The organism is Bradyrhizobium sp. MI1.10 (assembly GCF_055811035.1).
The window spans coordinates 37,082-52,685 of sequence record NZ_JBVVPN010000051.1 but is presented as its reverse complement, the minus strand read 5'-3'; the positions used below and the strand labels follow the sequence as shown (position 1 = coordinate 52,685).

Below are 15,604 nucleotides of genomic sequence, written 5' to 3'. Positions count from 1 at the left end.
CCCCCCCCCGCCCCCCCCCCCCCCCCCCCCCCCCCCCCCCCCCCCCCCCCCCCCCCCCCCCCCCCCCCCCCCCCCCCACCATACCCCCCCCCCCCCCCCCCCCCCCGCGGGGGGGGGGGGCCCCCCCCCCCCCCCACGGCGGTGACTCAGCCCTTCTTCGCGGGCTTGCTCGGCGTCGGGCTGAACAGCTTTTTGATGTCGTTCAATCCATCCGACAGCCGCGGCCATTCGCAGGAGAACGAGCCCTTGGTGCACGGGGCGCCTTTCGGCCGCGGTCGCGCGTCGCCGATGGCGGCCTGCTGGACTTTCGGCCGCTCGACCGGCACGGGCACGCGCTCGACCTCGGTTCGCAACGCGACCCGCTGAAGCTGCTGCACCTGTTGTTCCTGCTGCTCGCGCTGCTGGCGCGCCGTGGCCTGCGCGGCTTCATTGCTGCGGCGCTGATTGGCGAGATAGGCGGTGTAGGCCTCGTCGATCTTCTTCTGCTCCTCCGGCGTCGGATTGGGACCGGCGATGTCGAAGGTGCGGTCCTGGAGGAAGTCGTAATAGGAATAGCCGCCGCCTGCCTTGCGCCGGCCGGCGAATTTGGCGTTGCAGTCTGCAAGCGCAGCCGTCTTCTCGGATTTGGTCGTCGCTTTCTCGGCGGCGTCGGCGCAGGCCTCGAAGTCGACAGGCGCGCGCTTCCACCATTGTGCCTGGGCATGCGACGGCGCCAGCAGGAAAAATCCTGCTGCGGCAGCGACAAGCGCCGCACGACGCGATGCAACCACGTCCGACATTCTACGAGAGCATTCCTTGCAAAACTCAACCCGAACTGAGTCGGACTGATTTTTGCCCCTTTATGGCCGGCTTGTCACCCATGGAACCCAGGAATTTCATGGCTGCGATGCTGACATTTTTTGCTTGACGTGGCGCAGGAGTCACAGCGTCACTTCATCCTGCGCTCGCCTCATTGGCGACGCCAAGAAAACGAAGTGGAAACGCCTGATGCTGCTGCCCCTGTCCGATGTGCCGCGCTGGTACGCCGAGCGCAAACCGCAAGGCACGATCGCCGTCCGTCACGGGCAGGATACGCTGACATGGGACGCGCTCGAACGCGGCGCCAACCGGCGCGCACGGGCGTTCATGGCCAAGGGCGTCAGGCCCGGCGACTTCGTCGCAATCGGGTTGCCCAATGGCAATGCGTTCTTCGAGACCTCGTTTGCGGTGTGGAAATGCGGAGCGACGCCGACCTCGCTGTCATGGCGGCTGCCGCGCGGCGAAGCCGCCGCGGTGCTCGATATCCTGAAGCCGGCGCTGGTGGTCGGCGGCGAAGCCGATTGGAATGCGCCGAACCGTCTGCCCGCGGATTTCATGCCGGAAGGATTTTCGGACGAGCCGCTCACCGCACCGGTGGCGCGCTATTGGAAAGCCATGACCAGCGGCGGATCGACCGGGCGGCCGAAGGTGATCCTCGATCACCAGCCGGCGGTGACCGACACCGTCGCCGCGCCGCCGCTCAACATCCCCTTCGGGGTCTCGCTGCTCAATCCCGGTCCGCTCTATCACAACGCGCCGTTCATCGTGTCGCACTACGCGCTGTTCACCGGAGGCCAGCTCACCGGCCTCGTCAAGTTCGACGCCGAGGAGGCGCTGCGGCAAATCGCGCGCGAGCGCGTGCAATGGGTCAATTTCGTGCCGACCATGATGCACCGGATCTGGGCGCTGCCGGAGCACGTGCGCAACGCCTACGATGTGTCGAGCCTGCAGACCGTCTTCCATATGGCGGCTCCGATGCCACCCTGGCTGAAGGAGAGCTGGATTGCCTGGCTCGGGCCCGAGCGGATCTGGGAGCTCTATGGCGGGACCGAGCGACAAGGCTCCTGCATCATCTCCGGCACGGAATGGCTGACGCACAAGGGCTCGGTCGGCAAGATCGGCGAGATGGCGCGCTTGCGCATCATCGGCGAGGACGGCAACGACGTCGCGCCGGGCGAGAGCGGCGAGATCTATTTCCTTAACAATGACGGCAAGGATGCCACCTATCACTATCTCGGTGCCGAGCCGAAGCGCCGCGCCGACGGCTGGGAATCGCTCGGCGATATCGGCAGACTGGATGCGGAAGGCTATCTGTATCTCGGCGACCGCCTCGCCGACATGGTCCTGCGCGGCGGCGCCAACATCTATCCGGCCGAGGTCGAAGCTGCCGTCTCCGCCTGTCCGGGCGTGCGCTCCTGCGTGGTGGTGGGATTGCCCGATCCGGAATTGGGCCAGCGCGTGCACGCCATCATCGAGCCGGATTGCGATGCGGACGGTCAGGCCATCGCCGACGGCATGGCGGATTTCCTCAAGGACAGGCTGAGCCGCTACAAGCATCCGGAGAGTTTCGAGATTGTCAGCGCCCCGCCGCGCGACGATTCCGGAAAAGTTCGCCGCACGTTGTTGCGCGACGAGCGCGCGGCGTGGATGAAGGAGGGGCGCGCCTTCCGGATCTGGCCGGCGAAGGCGCGGGCGGACGCAGATTAAGAGAATTCACGGGAAGGACCGAGATTATGACCATCACCATCGCCGCGAACGCCGTGCCGAAGCCGCCGGCCGAGATCATCGAGGGTTTTCGCGGTGCGCCGACCTCGGTCATTTCGGACAATCTCGGCCGGCTGCCGGGCGCAGTGGGCCTCAAGCCCTATCATCGCGGCGCCAAGCTGGTGGGCACGGCCTTCACGGTTCGCACCCGTCCCGGCGACAATCTGGCCATCCACCGCGCGCTCGAGCTGGTGGGCCCCGGCGACGTCATCGTGGTCGATGGCGGTGGCGACGAAACGCGCGCGCTGGTCGGCGAGATCATGAAGAATATCGCGCAATGGCGCAAAGCCGAAGGCTATGTCATCGACGGCGCGATCCGCGATGTCGCGGCGTTCGCTGCCGATGACTTTCCCTGCTACGCCCGCGCCGTGATCCACCGCGGCCCCTACAAGAACGGTCCCGGCGAGATCAACGTGCCTGTTTCGATCGGCGGCAGCGTGATCTCCCCCGGCGACATCGTCGTCGGCGACGAGGACGGCGTGGTGTCGTTTGCCGCAGCAGGTGCCGCGGCGCTGCTCGACGCCGTGCGCGCCCAGGTCGCGCGCGAGGAGGAGACGCTGAAGGCGATCCGCGAGGGCCGTTATCAGGGCTCGTATGGAAAGTCCTGATCCACGCGAGGCTTAAGTCAAGCAATGGTCGGCTCGATCGCACGTCGATGTTGGCCATTGCCTCTTTCGAAAGTGATTTCACAACTTTGTTTCGATCAGACTTGCTTCATGCTTTTTGCTGCTGGGGATACTTCACGTGACGAGGAATTACGCGATCGTTCTGCCTAGCTTCTTCGTTCTGCTGGTCTCTGGCAGCAACGAGGTTGGTTCGTGGAAGATGCCGCCTATTGGCTCCGGCCGCGGGGCAGCGCCCATTTTCAATCGCGATCGCGTCACTGATAGTCATCTGGCAATCGAGGCCGCTTCGACCGAGACAGAGCGACGACTAACTGAAGGGGTTTACGCAAAGGCCAACGGTCTCCCCCCAGGTGAGGTGGAAAAGCGCTTTGCGGCAAGTGGAGTCCTGCGATGTCCTGGTGGAGATAGCAGCGCTCAAGTGACTGGAGCGCGGGACGTGATTACCACGGCGGCTCCCGCGTTTCGGGACCTTTGCAAACCGCATACGTCACCTGACAAGTGTATCTTCGAGTACTATCTCGGAGCCGAGAGGCGTACCATTCCTCTGTCAGCGACCCTATGGATGGGCACATGCGTTGAGAGTGCGCCCAAGGCGATTGTCAACGATTGGGCAGTCGCAAAGCTCGAGTCTGCCGCGGAAGTGACGCCTTACGAGATCAATGAACGGACTGAAATTGTGGTCGAGCTGGAGCGTGTCCTGGCGGTCGTCGGTTACGACATCGAAGCCTCGGGAAAGAGGGACAGGTACGGCCCCTTCAACAAGACGATTCAGGAGTGCCAGATACGCGACGTAAGGGATTGGTCGATACTCGAAACGAGCTGCGAGTTCACAGTAGGGGCATCAGGTAGCGCTTTGTTTCGTCTGTTGGACGGTCGAATGACTCTGTTCGGCGTCCTTAATGGAGACTATCACGACAAAGAATATTGCCCACGAGGCAGCTGCGAGTTCAAGAGCCGCCATTGGTCGAGCGTGTATGTTACCGTCAAGGGTGAGTTCAAGGACCGCCTTCTGGCTGCCGTGAGCCAGTCTGCTGCAAAATAAAAGCGTAAAAGGGAGGATGGCGTGAGCCAGAAGGACGAATTCCACAATCTCGACGATACCGGCGACGGATTGTTTCGCGAGCTCGCGGCAGGGGTGACCACGCGCATCTTCTCCGGCGAACAGGCGATGCTGTCGGTGGTGACGCTGGCGCCGCATGCGCAAGGCACGCTGCATCATCATCCAGAGGAGCAATGGGGCGTGCTGCTCGACGGCTCCGCCATCCGCGTCCAGGGCAGTGAGGAGATTGCCGTGAAGAAGGGCGATTTCTGGCGCACGCCCGGCAACGTGCCGCACACCATGCGCGCCGGCCCCGACGGCGCCCGCGTGCTGGACATTTTCAGCCCGCCGCGGCCAGAATACAGAAAAGCGGGATCCGGTTTCGGAACGACTTAAAGCGCCAAGAGCAAAAGCCGGGCGCGAGAAAACAGGGGAGGGGACCATGACGATCACACGACGCGCGCTGCTCGCAGCGCCGGCTATTCTCGCGATGACGCCGGCATTGGCGCAGGCCTCAAAAATCACGCTGGTGGTGCCGTTTCCGCCGGGCGGATCGACCGATGCGATGGCGCGGCTGCTCCAGAGCCATCTGCAGACCAAGCTCAACCGCATCGTCATTGTCGAGAACAAGTCGGGCGCCGCCGGCGCGCTCGGCGCGGCGCAGGTCGCCAAGAGCCCGCCTGATGGCTCGACGTTCCTGGTCACCTTCGATTCACACGCGGTGATCCCCTCCATCCTCGACAAGCCGCCCGTCGATGTCGAGCGCGAGCTGATGCCGGTGTTGCTGGTCGGCACTGCGCCTTACGTGATCGCCGCCGGTGCCGGCCGTCCCTACAAGAGCTTTGCCGACGTGGTGGCGGCCTGCAAGGCGACGCCCGGCGCGGTGAAATATGCCTCCGTCGGCATCGGCACGCTCGGCCATCTCGCCATGACTGTGCTCGGCAACAAGGCCGGCGTCGAGATCATGCACGTGCCCTATCGCGGCGGCGGCCCCGCGATGAACGACGTGCTCGGTGGCCATGTCGACCTGATCGCGGGATCGGCGGCGCTGGTCGCAGCCCAGCTCGGCACCAACATGCTGCGTCCGATCCTGCAGCTCGGCCGCGAGCGGCTGCCCGGCCTGCCGGATACGCCAACCGCGATCGAGGCCGGCTTCCCGGATTTCGAGACGCTGGCCTGGTGGGGCATCTTCGCGCCCACGGGCACGCCGCCGGACATCGTCGCGGGCCTCGCGGCGGCGTCCAAGGAGATACTGAGCGAGCCCGCGACCGCCGCCCAGCTCAAGGAGACGCAGCAGATGACGCTGCTGCTCGAGGACGGTCCCGCCTTCAAGACCTTCTTCGACAAGCAGGTTGCCACTTGGGGCAAGGTGGTCCGGGACAACAATATCCGGGCGTAAGATGACCGGCAGCCCTCCGCATTGAGCAACGCGTAGGGCTTCCGATCTCCCCTCCGCTTTGATATGAAGCCCCGGTAGCCCGCTCTGCGGGTTCCGCGGTCCCGTAGCTCAGCCGGATAGAGCGACGGTTTCCTAAACCGTAGGTCGGAAGTTCGAGTCTTCCCGGGATCGCCATTTTCTCGAGAGCTAAGCGCCGCGACGGCCGCGGTACTGGTCGCCCCTCCAATTACTTTCTATCGTGACGTGTGTCGATCGCCGGCTAGGATATGGCGGGTGCAGGGGGGCGTTCGCATGGCGGATTCGTGGTTCTACGCGGAAGGTGGGCAGAAACGCGGTCCGATGCCGATATCGGAGCTCCTTCCGCTACTGGCTCGCATCGCAGATTCACCGCGCGTGTTGGTCTGGCGGGAGGGCTGGGAGAGCTGGAAGCCGGTCGCGGAGGTGCGTGAGATCACGGAGCACCTCTTTCGAACGCAGTCGCCGATGCCGGCACCGCAACCGGTCAACGCCACGCGGGAGCCGTCCGTTCCCGCAGAAGACGCTGCTGCCTTCAAGAACGTCCAACCCGAGATGACCGGTATCAGCGGTTGGCTCGCGCTACTCGCGTTCGGCCAAGTGATGGGCATTCTGCGCCTGATCTTCAACGTCGGACAATACGTGCAGTCGATCACCGACGAAACCTGGACTTACTTTCCGACGGTGATCTGGAGCGAAATGCTGATAAATGCCGCCATGATAGGCTTCTCGGTCTGGACAACGGTGCTCCTGTTCAGACACTCCCACAGATTTCCCGCCTTTTTCATCGTGCAAATGATCTGCGCTGTGCTGATGCCGCTCGTCGATCTCCTCTGCGTCGCATCGTTTTTTTCCGCCGCGCTGAACCGACCTTTCAGCGATTTTTTCATCATTGAAACGCGACAGGTCGGACAAACGGTTGTCGGTGTGATGAGTGCCGCGGTTTGGATAACGTACGTGCTTCGCTCCCGCAGAGTCGCGAATACGTTCACGAAATAAGCCGCGTTTGTGGTCCGCGTTGCGTCGGGCCTGATCCCGACCGCGATGCTGAGTTCGATGTCCGGCCGAATGATGCCGGATGCACTGGAGCGGCTGAAGGACGAGGCGCCGCGCGGATCGCAAGCCCAACGGGCACCGACTGCGGCCGATTTGCTTCGGCGGCGCGAAAATTGCTAACAGAGGTGACCAGGCTGGAAGTCTGCCTTCCAGCCTGGTCTGTTTCCCGCCTCTCACGATGCCTCAGCGATATCCGGAGACCATGATGCCTTTCGACTTGATCCTGCGCGGCGGCCGTGTGGTCGACCCGTCCCAGAAGCTCGATGCCGTGGCCGATGTCGCCTTTGCGGGTGGCAAGGTCGCTGCGATCGGCAGCGGGCTCAAGGCGGATCCGGGCACTGACGTGCGCGACGTCTCGAAGTTCATGGTGACCCCGGGGCTGATCGATCTCCACACCCATGTCTATTGGGGCGGTACGTCGCTCGGCATCGATGCCGAGGAATTCTGCCGTCTCTCCGGCGTCACCACCGCGGTCGATACCGGCAGCGCGGGGCCCGGCAATTTCGCCGGATTCCGCAAGCACGTGATCGAGCCGAGCCAGGTCCGCATTCTCGCTTATCTGCACGTCTCGCATGCCGGCATTTTCGGCTTCTCGCACCGGATCATGGTCGGCGAGAGCGAGGAGCTGCGGCTGATGAATCCGATCGAGGCGGCCAAGGTGGCCGATGCCAACCGCGACCTCATCGTCGGCATCAAGGTGCGCGTGGGGCTGCACTCCTCGGGCACGTCGGGCGTCGTGCCGCTCGACATCGCGCTCGAGGTCGCGAACGAAGTTGGCATGCCCCTGATGGCGCATATCGATCATCCGCCGCCGAGCTACGAGGAGGTGCTGGGCCGCCTTCGCCCCGGCGACGTGCTCACCCACGCGTTCCGGCCCTTCCCCAATACGCCCGCGACCGCGCAGGGCACGGTGAAGCGGGCGGTGCTCGACGCCCGCGAGCGCGGCGTGCTGTTCGACATCGGCCACGGCAAGGGCTCGTTCGCGTTCAAGACCGCGCGCGCCATGCTCGCCAATGGCTTCTATCCGGACACCATCTCGTCCGATATCCATCAGCTCTGCATCGACGGCCCGGCCTTCGACCAGGTCACGACCCTGTCGAAATTCCTGTGCATGGGCATGCCGCTGTCCGACGTCATCGCAACCTCGACGGTCAACGCGGCGATGGCGCTGCGCCGGCCCGAACTCGGCAGCCTCAAGCCGGGCAGCGTCGGCGACGCCACGCTGATCTCGGTGAGGGAAGGCCAGTTCGACTATGAGGACGTGGTCGGCGAGCACCTGATCGGCGACCGCAAGATCGTCTCCGAGGGTGTCGTGATCGGCGGCCGCTGGTGGCATCCGAATTGAGCGGCGCTAGCCCCGCTCGCGATAGAATTGCAGCAGCTGCGCGCCTGCCGGAGAAAGCCAGTCGGGCGCACCGGCGATGTAGCCCTCGACGTGACCGCTCGTTCCGACGAGATAGGTGATGGGCATGCCGACGAGGGAGAATATCGCGGTCGATGCTTCTGCCGCTGCGCCATAGGCGTCGACATAGCAAGCGAGGTTCTGCACGGCGAGGCCGCTGAGAAACGTGCGGATCTTGCGCAGGTCTTTGGTATCCGTGCAGATCGCGACAACATCGAGCCGGTCCGACCGTGATCCCGCGAGACTTGCGAGCACAGGCAGATCGAGCCGGCAGGCCGCGCACCAGGTGGCCCAGAAATTGACGAGGGTGATGCGGCCCGGCTTCGCGCTCAACGCGACCTCCTTCCCGCCAATGTCTTGAAGCCTGAGCATTGGCATCGACGCGCGCGGCCGCACCAGCGTGAACTGACTGCGGCCGGCCTCGAACACCGGCGGCCAGTCTTCCTGCGCATGGGCCGCGCGGAAGGAGGCAACAAGCGCCGGCGCGGCCATCATGATCGATCGCCGCGACGGCAATGGACCGCTTTCGCGCGCGGTCTCACGCATGAATGTAGGCCCAGCCCTTGAGTTGCAGATCGACCACGCGGCCGATGCCGAACGGCACGAGGCTGGCACCTGCTATCAGCGGAATCGGGACCTGCTCCTTGGCTTCGGCGATCGCTTTTGACGATGCGCACATGCTGTAGGCGAGGTTGGGCAGCGACTGCCGCAGCGCCGCGAGCGGCTCGACCAGCGGACTCCTGTCCGCCCGAAAGACGTCGATGCCCTTACCATTGGCGACGACCTCGATCAGCAATCGCGCGCCCCTGTCCGCAAAGTGCTTCGAGAGGTTGGCCGAGTAGCTGATCGCGTGTCCCATGACATAGGGCTCGTTGCTGTCGATCAGGATCACGACGCCGTCGGCGAGACGATCCTCCTTGGCCGCGGCGGTGCCGCCGGCCGTGAGGATCGCGGTGCCGGCGAGCAGGCCCCTGCGGGACCATCCGTTGGCAGAAATCATGGCTGCGGCGTTCAGCTGTTCAGAACTGACGCGGCGCGATCGGCGCCTTGCGGTCGCGCCCCCACAGCACGAACAGGCTGAGCGCGAGCAGAACGACGTTGAGCGGCGTGACCGGCGCCTCGCCGCGCGAGATGTGGAAGACGAGCGCCAACACCTGCAACATGGAGCAGCCCAGTGCAGCCAACACCGTCAGCCGGGGCAGGACCCGCGTCAGCGCCGGCAGCAGGATGCCGATTCCGCCGGCGAGATCGACCAGCCCGATGAACCGGACGAACGTTGCGGAATACTGCCCGGCCCAGGGCATCATCGCGGCAAGCTCTGGAATCGGCGTCAGCAGCTTGACCAGCCCGGCCGCGGTGAAAACGAAAAAGAGCAGGGCCTGTGCGACCCAAAGGCCGATGCGAATGGCGCGGCCGGGGGAGGCAGTCTCGAAGGCGGTGGTGGACACGGGTGGTTCTCCAAAAAAGGTGACGGTCGCCACCATTTGATAGTTTCCTCATATTTGATCATTATGCGCGCCGGGATTAGTTCATTTCCTGGGTGTTGATGATTCATGGATTCCTTAGTCAGCATGAGGGTGTTCTGCCTTGTGGCCGAGCTGAAGAGCTTCGCGACCGCGGCGCAGCGCCTGCGCATCTCGCCCGCGATGGCGAGCAAGCATGTGATGCAGCTCGAGAAGCGGCTGGGCACGCGGCTGCTCAACCGCACCAGTCGGCGCGTCAGCCTGAGCGAAAGCGGAGCGCTCTATTTCGAGCAGGCGCGGCAGATGCTGGACTCCCTCGACGAGGTCGAAGCCGCCGTCAGCAATGCGACGGTCGTTCCGCGCGGCACGCTGCGGCTGACCGCGCCGGTGTGGATGGCGAACACGATCTTCGCGGGCGTGCTGGCGGACTACCAGGCGCGCTATCCCGAAGTGCGCCTAGACGTCGATCTCAGCGGACGGATGGTCAATCTGGTCGAGGAGGGATTCGATCTCGCCCTTCGCGCGACCGCCGCGCCCGACGAGGCGCTGATCGCGCGGCCCATCACCAAGGTTGCGTTCCATATGGTCGGCGCGCCCGCTTATCTCGATCGCGCGGGGCGCCCGACCAAACTTGCCGATCTCGCCGGCCAGGCGATGCTGCACTACGCGCTGTACCCGGGTGAAACCTTCTCCTTCGAGGGCGAGCACGGCACCGAGACCGTCAAGCTCAATCCGGTCCTGCGCAGCGGCAATGAAACGCTGCTGCACATGGCGGCGCTCGAAGGCATGGGCCTCGCCTTCCTGCCGAAATGGCTGATCGCGGAGGATATCACCGCCGGCCGCCTCGAGCACGTCATGCCCGGGCAGGTCCTGTTCGAGGGCAAGCTGTTCGCGGTCTATCCCAGCCGCAAATACCTCTCCGCCAAGGTCCGGACGTTCATCGATTTCGTCGCGGCCGACAAGCGGATGAGATAGCCGGCTATAGCGAGCTGATTAGAGCGACCTCGCGATCAACAGCTTCATGATCTCGTTCGTGCCGCCATAGATCTTCTGGATGCGGGAATCGATGAAGATGCGCGAGATCGGATATTCCTGCATGTAGCCGTAGCCGCCGAACAGCTGGAGGCATTCGTCGGCGGTCTCGACCTGCTTCTCCGAGCACCAGTATTTCGCCATCGACGCCGTGACGGTGTCGAGGTCCTTGGCGACCAGCCGCTCGACGCACCAGTCAACGAAGACGCGGGCGATCATCGCTTCGGTCTTGCGCTCGGCGAGCTTGAAGGCGGTGTTCTGGAAATCCATCAGCGGCTTGCCGAACGCTTTCCGCTCCTTGGTGTAGTCGACGGTGAGTTTTATGGCGCGCTCCATCGCGGCGACCGCGCCGACCGCGAGCGCGAGGCGCTCCTGCGGCAATTGCTGCATCAGCTGCACGAAGCCCTGGCCTTCCTCGCCGCCGAGCAAATTGTCCGGCGGAACCGCGACGTTGTCGAAAAACAGCTCGGACGTGTCGGAGGCATGCAGGCCGATCTTGTCGAGGTTGCGCCCGCGCTTGTATCCATCCGCGCCTGAGGTTTCGACCACGATCAGCGAAATGCCCTTGGCGCCGACATCGCCGGTGCGCGCGACCACGATGACGAGATCGGCGGCCTGGCCGTTGGTGATGAAAGTCTTCTGTCCGTTGATGACGTAGGAATTGCCCTGCTTCCTGGCCGTGGTCTTGACGGCCTGCAAATCCGAGCCGGTGCCGGGCTCGGTCATGGCGATCGCACCGACCATCTCGCCCGAGGCCATCTTCGGCAGCCAGCGCTTCTTCTGCTCCTCCGAGCCGTAATTGAGGATGTAGTGCGCGACGATGGCGCTGTGCACGGAGACGCCGGTCGTCAGCTCCGGCACCGTGCTTTCGAGGTCGTCGAGCACGGCGGCATCATAGGCGAAGGTCGCGCCGAGGCCGCCATATTCCTCCGGCACGCTCGCCAGCAGCGCGCCCATCTCGCCGAGCCCGCGCCAGGCAAAGCGGTCGACTATCTTCTGCTCGCGCCATTTTTCGGCATGCGGGGCCAGATCCTTGGCAAGATACTTCCGGAACTGATCGCGGAAGATTTCGAGCTCTTCGGTCATCCAGGAGGAGCGGTAGGACATGGTCACCTCGGTCAATGCGGCTTGCCGGCTTGGTAGGCCAGCCTTCGGCGGCAATTATTGTGTTTTCAGGCTGCGCCGGTGACGCTACCAAGGCGACCGGAAACGCGTCTTTCGGGATGGTTGATTGTGGCTGTCAAAACTCAAGAGCTCAAGCTCGACATCGCGCGCATCGGCACGGTGTCAGCGATCCTGACGCAGCCGGACAAGGCGCGCTCCTGCTACGTTCTGGCGCATGGTGCCGGTGCAGGGATGCGGCACGCATCGATGGACAAGATTGCGGAGGGGCTCGCGAACCGCGGCATCGCGACGTTCCGCTTCAATTTTCCCTACATGGAAAACAAACAGGGCCGTCCCGACCAGCCGGTGGTCGCCCATGCCACGATCCGCGCGGCAGTCGAGGAAGCCGCGCGGCTCTGCCCCGGTGTGATGCTCGTTGCGGGCGGAAAATCCTTCGGCGGGCGCATGACGTCGCAGGCGCAGTCGAAGACGCCGCTGCCTGATGTCAAAGGGCTCGCCTTCCTCGGCTTTCCCCTGCACGCCGACAAGAAGCCATCGACCGAGCGTGCCGAGCACCTCGCCCGTGTCGAGATCCCGATGCTGTTCCTGCAAGGCACCCGCGATGGGCTCGCCGATCTCGGCCTCCTCAAGCCCGTCATCGCCGCTCTTGCCCCGAAGGCGACGCTGCACGAGATCGAGGGCGGCGATCACTCCTTCGCGGTGCTGAAAAAGTCCGGTCGCAGCAACGAAGAGGCGCTTGCGGAGGTGCTCGACACGCTCGCGGACTGGATCGACAAGCTCGCCTGAAATCTCACGCCGAATATAGCCCCTTGTCGCGCGCCTTCTGGATCGCGAGCGCGGCAATGAGATCGAGGGTCGGCGTCGACAGGCCGGCGGTGCGCGCGAAGGCTTGGGGCGCCTTCACCAGGACGTCGATCTCCATGGCGCGGCCGAGCTCGTAGTCCTGCAGCAGCGACGGCTTGTGATTGGGCGCGGGACCACTGCGGCTCACGCGCTTGACCTCGGGGATGAAGTGCTGGGCGATCTCGTTGGCCTCGTTCAGCATCCGCGGGATGACCTCGGCGAACGCAGGATCGTCGCGCACGCCGCGCGCGGTCTGGCCGGCGAGCAGGCACAGCACCGACAACGACATGTTGGTCAGCAGCTTTGACCAGATCGCCTCGCGGATCTCGGCAACCGGCGGCGATTCCAGCCGCGCGTCGGTGAAGACACCGCGCAGCGTCGTGATGCGCTCGCAATTGCGGTCGTCGCATTCGCCGATCAGCAGGCGGTTGCGGTCCGGCGTCAGGTTCTGCACCACGCCAGGCGCGATCACCTCGTTGGAGGAGAAGACCACGCCGCCGACGATCCGCTCCTTCGGGATGCAGGCGCGCAAGCGCCCGCCCGGGTCGAGAAAGGAAATGTCCGGCGGGGTCGGGTGTCGCGGCGGCAGGCCGATCCCGTACCACCAGGGAATGCCGTTCTGCGCGAACACGATCGCGGTGTCGTCCTGCAGCAGCGGCTTGAGGCTGGAGACCAGCCCGGTCAACGCGGTTGCCTTCAAGGTGCTGATCACGACGTCCTGGGGGCCGAGTTGGGCCGGATCGCCGGAGGCGTTCACCTTGGCGGAGACCTCGGAATCGCCGACGCGCAGCTTGAGGCCGTTGGCCCGGACCGCCTCCAGGTGCGCGCCGCGCATTACGCACGAGACCTCGTGGCCGGCGCGGGCCAGCCTGACCGCGAGATGGCTGCCGACGGCGCCCGCGCCGAAAATGCAGATGCGCATGTGATGTCCGTCCCTGATCCCTCGATGCCGCCCCGCGACAGCATGACACAAGCCGCCATGCGATGGACGCGGCTGCCCTACGCTCGAAAGATATGGATCAAGGTGCGGAGCCTCGGCCATAGTACGCGCCAAACAAACGAGCGGAGGAACACCGATGACCGACAGCCCCGTCCTGTGGACCCTGGATGCGCGTGGGGTTGCGACCGTCACGTTGAATCGGCCCGAAGTGAACAATGCCTATGACGGTGCATTGATCGCGGGCGTGCTCGCGGCCATGGACGATCTCGGTAGCAAGCCCAACCTTCGCTTGGTCGTGCTCAAGGGCACCGGCAAGCATTTCCAGGCCGGCGCCGACCTCAAATGGATCAACGGCGTGCGGCCGCAATCGAGCGAGGCGAACGAGGCCGCGTCGCGTGCGACGTTCGAGGCCGTGCAGCGGCTCAACACGCTGCCCATTCCGACGGTCGCGCTGGTGCAGGGCGGCTGCTTTGGCGGCGGCACCGGCGTGATCGCGGCCTGCGATGTCGTGATCGCGGCCGACAACGCCCTGTTCTCGATCACCGAAGTGCGCTGGGGCCTGACCGCGGCCATCATCATCCCGCAGCTCTGCGATGCCATCGGTGTACGGCAAGTCCGCCGCTACGCGCTGACAGGGGAACGTTTCGGCGCCGAGGATGCTCGCCGCATCGGCCTCGTCCACGAGGTGGTGCCGCTCGCCGATCTCGACGCCGCCGGCGCCAAGGTGGTCGAGCAGTTGCTCGCCAACGGACCGGAGGCGATGGCCGAGACCAAGCGGCTGGCACTGGAGAGCTCGTTCGGCGGAATGGCGGTGGACGATGCCGCCTACAAGCGGCTCGTGCACCTGCATTCGGTCAAGCGCCAGAGTGCGGAAGCTGCGGAGGGGCTGGCGTCGTTCGCGGAGAAGCGCGCTGCGAATTGGAGTGGCGGCAAGGCCTGAGCGCGCCGCCCAGCAGCAACCCGATACGATCTGCGTCGTGCACCATCCCCAAACCCTGGCCGCGGGACCGATTCGAATCCCCGTAATTCCGCGGGCCCGTCCTTAAGAGTTCAATCATTCCCGGCCATTATGGTTACGACAATTGTCACGCCATGGTGTCGAATGCACAGAGTTCTGGGGTTTTGGAAGGCTGGATCGATCGTCGCGGCGGCAACGCTGCTGGTCCTGCATCCGGTTGCCGCTTCACCTCGACTGGTCTCTCTGGCGTTCAATTCCCAGCTGGGGAGCCCGCAGCAGATCGGGGCGGATGAGTTTCGCCAGAAGCTGGTGGCATTGCCCGGCAAGCCCATCGTGATCGACCAGCGCGCCACCAATGCAGTCGGTAGCGAGAACGCCATTCTCGCCGCGACGCAGGCCGGCGCCGTCGATATGGCGGTGCTGTCGGGTTCGGTGGTCAGTGCGGTCGTCCCCGAACTCGGCGTGTTCGACATTCCCTTCCTGTTTCGCGATACGGCTCACGCCAAAGCCGTGGCGCAAGGTCCGGCAGGCGCCGCAATCGCCGCCAAATTCGGCGATAAGGGGCTGACCTTGCTGGCGATTGGCCGACAGGGCTTCCGCAACGTCACGAATTCCAAGCGGCCCGTTCGCAGCCCCGACGATATCAAGGGTCTGAAGATTCGTGTGATCCCGAACCCGATCTATCAGATGACGTTCAAGGCGCTCGGTGCCGAAGTGGTCCCGATGGAATTTCCGCTGGTCTATACCGCGCTCAAGGACGGCCGGCTCGATGGGCAGGAAAATCCCGTGCCGACCATTGCCGGCTCCCGCCTCTATGAAGTCCAGAAATACCTCACATTGACCGGCCACTTCTTCGCGCCGATCGTGTTCATCGCCAACCGTGCCATGTTCGAGCAGCTCACTCCGGCCGACCAGGCAACACTGATCGCGCAGGCAAAAGCGGGGGCGGAGGCGACATGGCAGGCGAAGCTCGATGCCGCGGCGCTCGAGCAGGTGCGCAGCGGCGGCATGGACGTGATCGAGAAATTCGATCGCCAACCCTTCGTCGACGCGGTCAAGCCGCTCGATCAGGAATTCGAGAAGCGGTTCGGCAAGGATCTGCTCGCCACCATCCGGTCCACCCAGTAAGAATTTCGGGATTCCC

Annotated in this window: 17 protein-coding genes and 1 tRNA gene; 12 read left to right on the top strand and 6 right to left on the bottom strand. The window is 64.6% G+C overall.

All coding sequences use genetic code 11. The features are described from left to right. Positions 1-146 precede the first annotated feature (146 nt). Complete coding sequence (locus AC0L3K_RS34625; RefSeq protein WP_219684833.1) at positions 147-779, bottom strand: hypothetical protein; 633 nt, start codon at positions 777-779, stop codon at positions 147-149. Positions 780-987: 208 nt separating this feature from the next. On the opposite strand from AC0L3K_RS34625, the gene AC0L3K_RS34620 reads away from it, so the two are divergent. The 8 genes from AC0L3K_RS34620 (at position 988) to AC0L3K_RS34585 (ending at position 8,042) form a co-directional block, all read left to right on the top strand. Then, on the top strand, positions 988-2,505 hold the full coding sequence (locus tag AC0L3K_RS34620) for an AMP-binding protein (protein WP_473367687.1): 1,518 nt from the start codon (positions 988-990) through the stop codon (positions 2,503-2,505). Positions 2,506-2,531: 26 nt separating this feature from the next. Further along, positions 2,532-3,170, top strand: a complete 639-nt coding sequence (locus tag AC0L3K_RS34615; RefSeq protein WP_007604635.1) for an RraA family protein — start codon at positions 2,532-2,534, stop codon at positions 3,168-3,170. Positions 3,171-3,306: 136 nt separating this feature from the next. Beyond that, on the top strand, positions 3,307-4,230 hold the full coding sequence (locus AC0L3K_RS34610) for a hypothetical protein (protein WP_473367686.1): 924 nt from the start codon (positions 3,307-3,309) through the stop codon (positions 4,228-4,230). Positions 4,231-4,251: 21 nt separating this feature from the next. Further along, complete coding sequence (locus AC0L3K_RS34605; RefSeq protein ID WP_007599315.1) at positions 4,252-4,623, top strand: dimethylsulfonioproprionate lyase family protein; 372 nt, start codon at positions 4,252-4,254, stop codon at positions 4,621-4,623. Between the two features lie 46 nt (positions 4,624-4,669). Further along, positions 4,670-5,626, top strand: a complete 957-nt coding sequence (locus AC0L3K_RS34600) for a tripartite tricarboxylate transporter substrate-binding protein (protein ID WP_473254846.1) — start codon at positions 4,670-4,672, stop codon at positions 5,624-5,626. Between the two features lie 97 nt (positions 5,627-5,723). Next, positions 5,724-5,800, top strand: a tRNA-Arg gene (locus tag AC0L3K_RS34595). A 117-nt stretch (positions 5,801-5,917) separates the two neighbouring features. Then, the gene (locus AC0L3K_RS34590) at positions 5,918-6,640 is read left to right on the top strand and encodes a DUF2569 family protein (protein WP_354200562.1); all 723 of its coding nucleotides are present in this window, start codon (positions 5,918-5,920) and stop codon (positions 6,638-6,640) included. 262 nt (positions 6,641-6,902) lie between these two features. Then, positions 6,903-8,042 carry an amidohydrolase/deacetylase family metallohydrolase gene (locus AC0L3K_RS34585; RefSeq protein ID WP_007599321.1) on the top strand — a complete coding sequence of 380 codons (1,140 nt, stop codon included), beginning with the start codon at positions 6,903-6,905 and terminating at the stop codon, positions 8,040-8,042. A 6-nt stretch (positions 8,043-8,048) separates the two neighbouring features. Here the strand turns inward: AC0L3K_RS34585 and AC0L3K_RS34580 are convergent, their stop codons facing one another. Genes AC0L3K_RS34580 through AC0L3K_RS34570 form a run of 3 tightly spaced genes read right to left on the bottom strand, consistent with a single transcriptional unit; the run spans position 8,049 to position 9,583 of the window. Further along, on the bottom strand, positions 8,049-8,645 hold the full coding sequence (locus tag AC0L3K_RS34580) for a TlpA family protein disulfide reductase (protein ID WP_035993963.1): 597 nt from the start codon (positions 8,643-8,645) through the stop codon (positions 8,049-8,051). Next, positions 8,638-9,099, bottom strand: a complete 462-nt coding sequence (locus AC0L3K_RS34575) for a DsrE family protein (protein WP_219684545.1) — start codon at positions 9,097-9,099, stop codon at positions 8,638-8,640. Before AC0L3K_RS34575 ends, AC0L3K_RS34580 begins: the two co-directional genes overlap by 8 nt. Before the next feature lie 19 nt (positions 9,100-9,118). Continuing rightward, complete coding sequence (locus AC0L3K_RS34570) at positions 9,119-9,583, bottom strand: DoxX family protein (protein WP_246649374.1); 465 nt, start codon at positions 9,581-9,583, stop codon at positions 9,119-9,121. Between the two features lie 69 nt (positions 9,584-9,652). Between AC0L3K_RS34570 and AC0L3K_RS34565 the strand changes: the two genes are divergently transcribed. Then, positions 9,653-10,537, top strand: coding sequence for a LysR family transcriptional regulator (locus tag AC0L3K_RS34565; protein ID WP_473367685.1), 885 nt, complete (start codon positions 9,653-9,655; stop codon positions 10,535-10,537). 18 nt (positions 10,538-10,555) lie between these two features. Here the strand turns inward: AC0L3K_RS34565 and AC0L3K_RS34560 are convergent, their stop codons facing one another. Continuing rightward, positions 10,556-11,701: an acyl-CoA dehydrogenase family protein gene (locus AC0L3K_RS34560; RefSeq protein ID WP_354200561.1), complete on the bottom strand. Its 1,146-nt coding sequence runs from the start codon at positions 11,699-11,701 to the stop codon at positions 10,556-10,558. A 126-nt stretch (positions 11,702-11,827) separates the two neighbouring features. On the opposite strand from AC0L3K_RS34560, the gene AC0L3K_RS34555 reads away from it, so the two are divergent. After that, the gene (locus AC0L3K_RS34555; RefSeq protein WP_219684547.1) at positions 11,828-12,505 is read left to right on the top strand and encodes an alpha/beta hydrolase family protein; all 678 of its coding nucleotides are present in this window, start codon (positions 11,828-11,830) and stop codon (positions 12,503-12,505) included. 4 nt (positions 12,506-12,509) lie between these two features. On the opposite strand, the gene AC0L3K_RS34550 is transcribed toward AC0L3K_RS34555, so the two are convergent. Further along, positions 12,510-13,484, bottom strand: a complete 975-nt coding sequence (locus tag AC0L3K_RS34550) for a ketopantoate reductase family protein (RefSeq protein WP_473367684.1) — start codon at positions 13,482-13,484, stop codon at positions 12,510-12,512. 154 nt (positions 13,485-13,638) lie between these two features. Here AC0L3K_RS34550 and AC0L3K_RS34545 point away from each other — a divergent pair, with 154 nt between their 5' ends. Both AC0L3K_RS34545 and AC0L3K_RS34540 read left to right on the top strand, forming a co-directional pair. Beyond that, positions 13,639-14,442: an enoyl-CoA hydratase-related protein gene (locus AC0L3K_RS34545; protein ID WP_219684549.1), complete on the top strand. Its 804-nt coding sequence runs from the start codon at positions 13,639-13,641 to the stop codon at positions 14,440-14,442. A 162-nt stretch (positions 14,443-14,604) separates the two neighbouring features. Beyond that, the gene (locus AC0L3K_RS34540; RefSeq protein ID WP_354200560.1) at positions 14,605-15,588 is read left to right on the top strand and encodes a TRAP transporter substrate-binding protein; all 984 of its coding nucleotides are present in this window, start codon (positions 14,605-14,607) and stop codon (positions 15,586-15,588) included. Positions 15,589-15,604: the final 16 nt, after the last annotated feature.

Bases quoted from the DNA above. Each gene is read 5' to 3' on its own strand.
- AC0L3K_RS34625 (WP_219684833.1), bottom strand. From the start codon at position 779: ATGTCGGACGTGGTTGCATCGCGTCGTGCGGCGCTTGTCGCTGCCGCA.
- AC0L3K_RS34620 (WP_473367687.1), top strand. From the start codon at position 988: ATGCTGCTGCCCCTGTCCGATGTGCCGCGCTGGTACGCCGAGCGCAAA.
- AC0L3K_RS34615 (WP_007604635.1), top strand. From the start codon at position 2,532: ATGACCATCACCATCGCCGCGAACGCCGTGCCGAAGCCGCCGGCCGAG.
- AC0L3K_RS34600 (WP_473254846.1), top strand. From the start codon at position 4,670: ATGACGATCACACGACGCGCGCTGCTCGCAGCGCCGGCTATTCTCGCG.
- AC0L3K_RS34590 (WP_354200562.1), top strand. From the start codon at position 5,918: ATGGCGGATTCGTGGTTCTACGCGGAAGGTGGGCAGAAACGCGGTCCG.
- AC0L3K_RS34585 (WP_007599321.1), top strand. From the start codon at position 6,903: ATGCCTTTCGACTTGATCCTGCGCGGCGGCCGTGTGGTCGACCCGTCC.
- AC0L3K_RS34580 (WP_035993963.1), bottom strand. From the start codon at position 8,645: ATGCGTGAGACCGCGCGCGAAAGCGGTCCATTGCCGTCGCGGCGATCG.
- AC0L3K_RS34575 (WP_219684545.1), bottom strand. From the start codon at position 9,099: ATGATTTCTGCCAACGGATGGTCCCGCAGGGGCCTGCTCGCCGGCACC.
- AC0L3K_RS34570 (WP_246649374.1), bottom strand. From the start codon at position 9,583: ATGGTGGCGACCGTCACCTTTTTTGGAGAACCACCCGTGTCCACCACC.
- AC0L3K_RS34565 (WP_473367685.1), top strand. From the start codon at position 9,653: ATGGATTCCTTAGTCAGCATGAGGGTGTTCTGCCTTGTGGCCGAGCTG.
- AC0L3K_RS34560 (WP_354200561.1), bottom strand. From the start codon at position 11,701: ATGTCCTACCGCTCCTCCTGGATGACCGAAGAGCTCGAAATCTTCCGC.
- AC0L3K_RS34550 (WP_473367684.1), bottom strand. From the start codon at position 13,484: ATGCGCATCTGCATTTTCGGCGCGGGCGCCGTCGGCAGCCATCTCGCG.
- AC0L3K_RS34545 (WP_219684549.1), top strand. From the start codon at position 13,639: ATGACCGACAGCCCCGTCCTGTGGACCCTGGATGCGCGTGGGGTTGCG.
- AC0L3K_RS34540 (WP_354200560.1), top strand. From the start codon at position 14,605: ATGCACAGAGTTCTGGGGTTTTGGAAGGCTGGATCGATCGTCGCGGCG.